Annotated in this window: 7 protein-coding genes; 6 read left to right on the forward strand and 1 reads right to left on the reverse strand. The window is 61.1% G+C overall.

The features are described from left to right. The 4 genes from AC1DSN_RS14665 to AC1DSN_RS14680 all read left to right on the forward strand — a co-directional run. On the forward strand, positions 1-121 hold a 121-nt coding region (locus tag AC1DSN_RS14665; protein WP_477331336.1), incomplete at its 5' end, for a DUF465 domain-containing protein. A gap of 185 nt (positions 122-306) precedes the next feature. Continuing rightward, entirely contained in the window at positions 307-1,677 is a 1,371-nt protein-coding gene (locus AC1DSN_RS14670) for a pyridoxal-phosphate dependent enzyme (protein WP_213949624.1), read from the forward strand. Positions 1,678-1,692: 15 nt separating this feature from the next. After that, a complete protein-coding gene (gene glmS, locus AC1DSN_RS14675) occupies positions 1,693-3,522 on the forward strand; it encodes a glutamine--fructose-6-phosphate transaminase (isomerizing) (RefSeq protein WP_063573020.1) in 1,830 nt (609 codons plus the stop codon). Positions 3,523-3,541: 19 nt separating this feature from the next. Beyond that, positions 3,542-4,051, forward strand: a complete 510-nt coding sequence (locus AC1DSN_RS14680) for an acyltransferase (RefSeq protein ID WP_477298034.1) — start codon at positions 3,542-3,544, stop codon at positions 4,049-4,051. Here the strand turns inward: AC1DSN_RS14680 and AC1DSN_RS14685 are convergent. Then, positions 4,000-4,968 (reverse strand): glycosyltransferase family 2 protein, encoded by a 969-nt coding sequence (locus tag AC1DSN_RS14685; RefSeq protein WP_477331332.1) that lies wholly within the window; start codon positions 4,966-4,968, stop codon positions 4,000-4,002. The genes AC1DSN_RS14680 and AC1DSN_RS14685 overlap by 52 nt on opposite strands. Positions 4,969-5,081: 113 nt before the next feature. Here AC1DSN_RS14685 and AC1DSN_RS14690 point away from each other — a divergent pair, with 113 nt between their 5' ends. Then, the gene (locus AC1DSN_RS14690; RefSeq protein ID WP_477331334.1) at positions 5,082-6,677 is read left to right on the forward strand and encodes a glycosyltransferase family 39 protein; all 1,596 of its coding nucleotides are present in this window, start codon (positions 5,082-5,084) and stop codon (positions 6,675-6,677) included. Between the two features lie 49 nt (positions 6,678-6,726). After that, positions 6,727-8,070 (forward strand): phosphohexomutase domain-containing protein, encoded by a 1,344-nt coding sequence (locus AC1DSN_RS14695; protein ID WP_477298485.1) that lies wholly within the window; start codon positions 6,727-6,729, stop codon positions 8,068-8,070. Positions 8,071-8,203 lie beyond the last annotated feature (133 nt).

Genomic DNA, 8,203 nt, shown 5'->3' on the forward strand with positions numbered 1-8,203 from the left:
CGCCAACATCGGCTGTCTGCCCATGGACGATCAAAGCCTGGCGGGACTCAAGAAAGAAAAGCTGCAGGCAAAGGAGAAGCTCCAGCGAATGTGGGACAGCTGGCAGCAATCACGACACTGACCCCGTCATCGGGTTCACAAATTCCAGAGAACGGGCACGGGAACGTGCCCGTTTTTTTATGGTCGTTCCCTACACCGTTTTGGATCGGCCGAGAAGCCGGGCATCGGTTCAGGGCGCCACGCTTTATCATGTGCGCCCAGAGGGTGGGGTCGTAGGGACCGTGCCCGGAAAAAGACGGAGTTCCAATGAGTGTTCATGACAGCGTCCTCGATCTGATCGGCCACACCCCCATGGTGCGCGCCCAGCGTCTGGATACTGGCCGTTGCGAGCTCTTCCTGAAGCTGGAAAGCGCCAACCCGGGCGGCTCGGTGAAGGACCGCATCGGTATGTCGATGATCGAAGGCGCCGAGCGCGCCGGAAAGATCAAGCCGGGCGACACCCTCGTGGAAGGCACGGCGGGCAATACCGGCCTGGGCCTCGCGCTGGTCGCGCAGCAGAAGGGTTATCGCCTGGTCCTCGTCGTGCCCGACAAGATGAGCCGCGAGAAGATCTTCAACCTCAAGGCCATGGGTGCCGAGGTCGTGCTTACCCGTTCGGACGTGGCCAAGGGCCACCCCGAGTACTACCAAGATATGGCCGAGCGGATCGCTCGCGAGACCCCGGGGGCGTACTTCATCAACCAGTTCGGCAACCCGGACAACCCGCTGGCGCATGAGCAGACCACCGGCCCGGAAATCCTCGAGCAGATGGACGGCAAGGTCGACGCGATCGTCGTCGGCTGCGGCTCGTCGGGCACGATGAGCGGCCTCACCGCCTACCTGCGGAAGCATTCGCCGCATACGCGTATCGTGCTGGCCGACCCCGTTGGCTCGATCCTCGCCGAGTACATCAATGACGGCGTGTTGTCGGAGAAGTCCGGCAGCTGGATGGTCGAAGGCATCGGCGAGGATTTCCTGCCCTCCATCAGCGACTTCTCCATGGTCGAGAAGGCTTTCGCCATCAGCGACAAGGAAAGCTTCCTCGCCGCTCGCGAACTGCTGGCGAAGGAGGGCGTTCTCGGTGGTTCGTCCACGGGCACCCTGCTGGCCGCCGCGTTGAAGTACTGCCGCGAGCAGACCGAACCCAAGCGTGTCGTCACCCTGGTCTGCGACACCGGCAACAAGTACCTGTCGAAGATGTACAACGACTACTGGATGCTCGACAACGGCTTTCTCGAGCGCGAACGCTACGGCGACCTGCGCGATCTCATCCTGCGGCCCTATGCGCAACGCGACACGGTGGTGATCAAGCCGGACGACATGCTGGTCACCGCCTATAACCGCATGAAGCTGTACGACGTCTCGCAGCTGCCGGTGATGGAGAGCGAGCGTATCGTCGGCATCCTCGACGAGTCCGACGTGCTAATGCACGTGCATTCGGACGAAACCCGGTTCCGAGATCCCGTCTCCACGGCCATGATGGCTTCGCCGGAAATGCTCCAGGTCCGCGAACCGATCGATGCACTATTGCCCGTGTTCGAGAAGGGCCACGTCGCCATCGTGGTCGACGGCGAACAGTTCCTCGGACTGATCACCCGGATCGACCTGCTCAATTACCTGCGCCGCAAAGTCAATTAAGAAGGATCACGACTCATGTGTGGAATTGTTGCCGCTGTTGCGCAGCGTGATATCGCGCCGATCCTCATTGCCGGTCTGAAGGCCCTGGAATACCGCGGCTACGACTCGGCTGGCATGGCCATCGCCGATGGCGGTGAGATCCGCCGGGTCCGTGCGAAGGGTAAGGTTCGCGAGATGGAAGCCCTCTACGACGCCGATCCGGTGCCGGGCGGCACGGGTATTGCGCATACGCGATGGGCGACGCACGGCGTTCCCAGCGAGGCGAATGCGCACCCGCACGTGCAGGGTCGTATCGCCATCGTGCATAACGGCATCATCGAAAACTACGCATCCCTACGCGACGGGCTCAGGGCCAAAGGCCGCACCTTCCACTCGGAGACGGATACCGAGGTGATGGGCGCGGTGATCGACGAGCACGTACAGGCCGGCAAGTCGTTGCGCGAAGCCGTCACCGCCGCCGTGCGCGAACTCGAAGGCGCGTATGCCATCGCCGTGATGAGCCTGGACGAGCCCGAGCGCATCGTTGGCGCTCGCCGTGGCTGCCCGCTGCTGGTCGGTATCGGCATTGGTGAGCACTTCCTTGGATCGGACGCGCAGGCGTTGATCAAGGTCACCAACCGGATGATGTACCTCGAGGAAGACGACGTCGTCGAAATCACGCGCGACACTGTCGAAGTCTTCGGCCTGGACGGCCAGCGTGTCGACCGCACGGCGCACGAGAGCGAAATCAGCGCCGACTCCGTGGAACGTGGCGAGTACCGCCACTACATGCAGAAGGAGATCTTCGAGCAGCCGCGCGCCGTCGCCGACACGCTCGAGGGTCGCATCGGTCCGCATGGCATCCTGCCGAACATCTTCGGTATCGACGCCGACCCGATCCTCGAGAAAACGCGCGCCATCCACATCGTGGCCTGCGGCACCAGCTATCACGCCGGCATGGTGGCGAAGTACTGGATCGAGCAGTTTGCACGCATTCCTGTCGTCGTCGAAGTAGCCAGCGAGTACCGCTACCGCGACGTCGTCGTGCCGGAAAACACGCTCTTCGTCGCGGTGTCGCAGTCGGGTGAAACCGCCGACACGCTGGCCGCCATGCGTGAGTCGCGCCGCCGCGGTTACCTGGCCACGTTTGCCATCTGCAACGTGCCGGAGTCGTCTGTCGTCCGTGAATCCGACCTGCGCCTGATGACACGCGCGGGTCCGGAGATCGGCGTCGCCTCGACCAAGGCCTTCACCACTCAGCTCACCGCGTTCGCGTTGCTGGCGCTGGACCTCGGCCGCCGTCGCGGCCTGGATAACGCGAAGTACCTCGAGCACTGCAAGGAGCTCCAGTCGCTGCCGCGTTATATCGAGAACGCGCTGAAGATCGAGCCGGAGATCCTCAAGATCGCCGACCACTTCATCAACAAGCAGCACGCCCTGTTCCTCGGGCGCGGCGCGCAGTTCCCCGTGGCGCTGGAAGGCTCGCTCAAGCTCAAGGAAATCTCGTACATCCACGCCGAGGCGTATCCCGCCGGTGAACTGAAGCACGGTCCGCTGGCCCTGGTCGACGAGAACATGCCCATCGTGGCGGTGGCGCCGAATGGCCCGTTGCTCGACAAGCTGAAGTCGAACCTGCAGGAAGTGCGTGCCCGCGGCGGCGAGTTGATTGTCTTTGCGGATGAGCGCGCCGAGATGGACGACGGCACTGAGCACGTGGCCATGGTGCGTGTGGATGGCGGTGGCGATCTGATTGCGCCTGCCGTGTTCACAATTCCGCTACAGCTGTTGGCCTATCACGTTGCGGTGCAACGGGGAACAGATGTAGATCAGCCGCGGAATCTGGCTAAATCGGTAACGGTGGAATAAAAGTCTTCGGGGTAAGCATGTGACTGACCAGGCAAGCCTTCACGCCCTCTCCGACGTTCAGTCAACGAACGTCGGCGCCCGTACGCGAGTCTGGCAGTTCGTCGTGATTCTGCCCGGGGCGAGTGTCGGTGAAGACTGCAACATCTGCGCGCACTGCTTCATCGAAAACGATGTCGTCGTTGGGAATCGGGTTACCGTCAAGAGCGGTGTGCAATTGTGGGACGGACTCCGGCTGGAGGACGACGTTTTCGTCGGACCGAACGTGACATTCACGAACGACAGGATGCCCCGGTCGGGCGTTCATTCGGGTGCGTTTCCGCACACTCTTGTGCGGCGGGGCGCATCGATCGGCGGCGGGGCGACGATCCTGCCGGGCCTTCAGATTGGCGAGCGGGCGATGATTGGTGCAGGCGCCGTGGTGACAAGCGATGTACCGGCACGCGCGATTGTCGTGGGAACACCTGCGAAAGTGATTGGTTACGTCGACGATTCTCCGACTACGCCTGACGGGGCGGGAATGCCAAGATAGAACAGGCGCTTCATTTCCCGGCGTCCCCGCGTAACGGCGTCCATGACGACACCGCAGACAAGGGCCAGCGCCGCGATAAGCGCCAGTCCCGTCGAAAGCAGTGCGGTTGGCAGTCTCGGCACTTCGTGCGTCGTCAGGTATGTGCCGAGCAGGGGAAGGGCGATGGCGACACCCGCTGCGAAGGCGACCAACGCTATCGTCCCGAAGAACTGCATGGGTCTCTCAGCGATGAAGAGGCGGAGGATCATTCGGAGGATCCGGTATCCATCCCTATAAGTGGATAGTTTGCTCTCGGAGCCCTCGGGCCGCGATGCATACGGCGTGTCCATTTCGCTCCAGGGCATGCGCAGCTCGAGCGCGTGCACCGTCAATTCTGTCTCTGTCTCGAAACCGACCGACAGTGCCGGAAACGACTTGACGTAGCGGCGCGTGAAGACTCGGTAGCCCGAAAGCATGTCGGTGAACTTGCCACCAAAGATGAGAGCCACACATCCAGTGAGCATCCGGTTGCCGAGGCGATGTCCGCTGCGATATGCGCCCGCGACGTTGTCGTCCTTGCGAACGCCTACCACCATATCGGCGCCGCCTTGAAGGAGTCGCCCGACCATATGGGGTGCGCTCGAGGCGTCGTAAGTTGCATCGCCGTCGACAAGTACATAAAGGTCCGCGTCGATGTCCGCGAACATCCGCCTCACTACGTTACCCTTGCCACGCAGGCCAACCGAGCGCACGGAAGCGCCAGCGCTCCGCGCGACCTCGACGGTGCGGTCCGTCGACGCGTTGTCAAAGACGTAAATGTGGGCGAAGGGCAGGGCAGCGCGAAAATCCTGAACGACCTTGGCGATCGCGAGCGCCTCGTTGAAACAGGGAATGAGCACGGCGACCCTGTGGTCGTGGAATGCGTCATCGTTGTCCATGCGTTGCTGGTCCTTTCATTTGTAGCCCGCGGCCATGCCGAAGGGTTGGATCCGATAATTGTATAATCTTGCGGATGGACGCCGCCGCTTGGGGGTGGAATCGGGAGACAGGGTTGACTTACTGGAAAGAGGCACCGCTCGCGCGCGTTTCGTGGCTGTTGCCGACGCTCGCGTTTCTTGGCTTGATCCTCATGCACTCGGATCTCCCGGGAATCTACATGGACGGGGTGAACCCCGATTTCATGGCGGCGCAGTGGCTGCACCCTGGCAACAATCCCAGTACAGGCATTCCTTCCAAGATATTTCCTATTTTGGGTAGCTTTTACCATGGGCTCCAGAATGCTTACCTCGGTCTGCCGTTCTWCGCCATTGGAGGGTTCAGCGTAACCTCGTTGCGCCTCGAGCAGGCGGTCTTCGGCGCTATCCTGCTTCTAGCCATGTTCCATCTGAGTCGAAGGCTTACCGGCTCAGCCGGATTGGCGATGCTTGCCAGTCTTGGCTTGGCTACGGAGTTGGCCTTTACCGCTTCATTCCGGACACAGTTCTATATCGTAGTCGGCGGGGCTGCCTGGTTATTCGTGGCGATGCTGCTGGCGCTCCCACCAGATGACACGTCGCGGATCGTCCGGCGACGCGTATTCTGGTCGGGCTTTTTCTTCGGGCTCGCAAGCTACGGTTACTTCGTGCTCGCTTTTTTCGCCCCGGCAATGATGCTCTTTGTGTTGGTATCCACCCCTCGTCGGCAATGGAGTCGTTGGGTATTGGGCACGGCTGTCGGCGTTTCGCCGTTCCTCCTTGGGTACTTGTCCCTGCTCGCCAAGAAACACGGGATAGGGCCGACACTCGAGTTCGTCCGGGGAATGCTGGGTGACCTTAAGCCATTCGATCCGGGCGATGCATCGGTCAGTCGCCTGTCATACGCGTGGGACCTCGTCCGGCTGGCGACGAGCGACGCAGGAAACGAACGCATGATCTTCGGTGTATCGACGCCCACATTATGGGCGGACGGGAAGGCATGGATCCTCTCTTTCAGTATCGCGTTGCTTCTTATTTCCGGGCTAGTCGACCTGACGAAAAAGAACGGGCGTTTGCTCCAGGCGTTGGCCGCCCTGATGCCGCTTTCTTTTATCGCCGTCGCCTTGTTATTCGGCCAGCGTCTCTGGGTACACCACTTCAGTGTCTTGGTGCCGTTCGTCTATCTACTGCTGGCACTAAGCCTGCGCAGGCTGTTGGCGTTCTTCGATCCATCCGTTCAGCGCGCGCGAATTGTTGTTTTGGCATCCATCGCAGTGGTCATTTCGGGAAACCTTGCCCAGCAGGTGGATTTTCACGAGGAACTGGTTGCGACAGGCGGGCGCGGGCGCAGTAGTGACATGCTGACGCAGCTCGCGATCGAGGCACGTCAGGCGCCGGCGAACGTGGCATACATCTTCCCTGAGTGGGGTTTTTCTGCGCCATTCTGCTTTCTCACCGGCAATCGCGTGCGTTACACCGTTGACATCGGGCCGAACACGATCACGCGCCTCAAACGCGACGGCATCACCGAGATTCGACTCGTTTATTGGGATGCTGCCAGTGAGACCCTCTACGATCGCGAGATCAGGGAAGCCGGTGCCGTGCCGACCGAACGCAGAGACTTTATCTCCCGCGAGAAGACGGCCGTCTTCCATTGGATTCGCGCGACGATGTTGCCGCCATCGGCGTCTTGAGACTAAACGCCCGGTGGTCGAGAATGAAGGTTTTCAGGAGAGCGCCGCCATGAAGTGTTTCAAGGCTTATGACATTCGCGGTCGCGTTCCCGACGAGCTGAATGAAGACATCGCCTACCGGCTCGGTCGCGCCTTTGCGCGAACGATCGGCGAGGGCGCCGTGGTGGTGGGCTACGACATCCGCCGAGATAGCCCTGCGTTCGCCAAGGCGATCGTGCAGGGCCTCAATGACGAAGGGCGCGACGCCATCGACATCGGGCTGTGCGGAACGGAGGAGGTTTATTTCCAGACGTTCCATCGGCAGGTCGCCGGCGGCATCATGGTAACGGCGAGCCACAACCCTATCGACTACAACGGCATGAAGCTGGTTCGCGAAGGGTCGCGTCCGATCAGTGGTGACACGGGTCTGCGTGAGATCGAGCGCATGGTCGAAGACAATGGATTCGGCGAGGCCGTCGAAAAACGCGGCACCGTTTCCCACGAACACGATAAGGCGGCCTATATATCGCACCTTCTCGGCTACGTCGAAACGAGCGGCCTTCGTCCATTGAAGGTCGTCGTGAATGCGGGCAATGGCGGCGCTGGCGGCGTCATCGACCTGCTAGAAGCCCACTTGCCGTTCGAGTTCGTTCGAGTGCACCACGAACCCGACGGTAGCTTCCCGAACGGGATTCCCAATCCCTTGCTGCCGGAGAACCGCGACGCTACCGCCAAGGCCGTTATCGCTCACGGTGCCGATTTTGGCATCGCCTGGGACGGCGACTTCGATCGCTGCTTCCTGTTCGACGCAATGGGTCAGTTCATCGAGGGCTATTACATCGTGGGCCTGCTGGCGGCTCAAATGCTCGAGCGGCACGCGGGTGCGAAGATCATCCATGACCCACGCCTGACCTGGAACACCATCGACATGGTGAAGTCAGCCGGCGGCGTACCAATCGAGAGCAAGACGGGTCACGCGTTCATCAAAGAGCGCATGCGCGCCGAAGATGCCGTGTACGGCGGCGAAATGAGTGCTCACCACTATTTCCGGGAGTTCGCCTATTGCGACTCGGGAATGATCCCCTGGCTGCTGGTCGCGGAGCGCCTTTCCAGAACCGGCAACAGCCTTGCCGGAATGCTGGCCGAGCGCATGGCGGCCTATCCTTGCAGTGGCGAAATCAACTTCGTCGTGGATGACGCGAAGGCGGCTGTCGCGCGTGTCATGGATTTTTACAAGCGGGAAGCTCCGCGCGTCGATCATGTCGACGGCGTCAGCGCAGCATTCGACACCTGGCGCTTCAATCTCCGGTCGTCCAACACCGAGCCCTTGCTTCGGCTGAATGTCGAGACGCGGGCCGATGAAGGTTTGATGAAGGCAAAGACTGCCGAGCTCTCGGCCCTTATAGTCGGCTAATATGTAAGTTCTTGCGTCACTCGCAAGAGGTCGGCCCCACTCTCTTTTTCACGGCTTGGCGACAGGAATGTCGTCAAGCCGTTGTTATTTATGCCTATCGTATGGATTTCCTGCCCTGAAGAACCAACGGGGC

This window comes from Luteibacter sp. P4_D7_3 (genome assembly GCF_056401735.1).

Excerpts from the sequence above, each read along its gene's own strand:
- glmS (WP_063573020.1), top strand. The coding sequence starts at position 1,693 with ATGTGTGGAATTGTTGCCGCTGTTGCGCAGCGTGATATCGCGCCGATC.
- AC1DSN_RS14695 (WP_477298485.1), top strand. The coding sequence starts at position 6,727 with ATGAAGTGTTTCAAGGCTTATGACATTCGCGGTCGCGTTCCCGACGAG.
- AC1DSN_RS14670 (WP_213949624.1), top strand. The coding sequence starts at position 307 with ATGAGTGTTCATGACAGCGTCCTCGATCTGATCGGCCACACCCCCATG.
- AC1DSN_RS14685 (WP_477331332.1), bottom strand. The coding sequence starts at position 4,968 with ATGGACAACGATGACGCATTCCACGACCACAGGGTCGCCGTGCTCATT.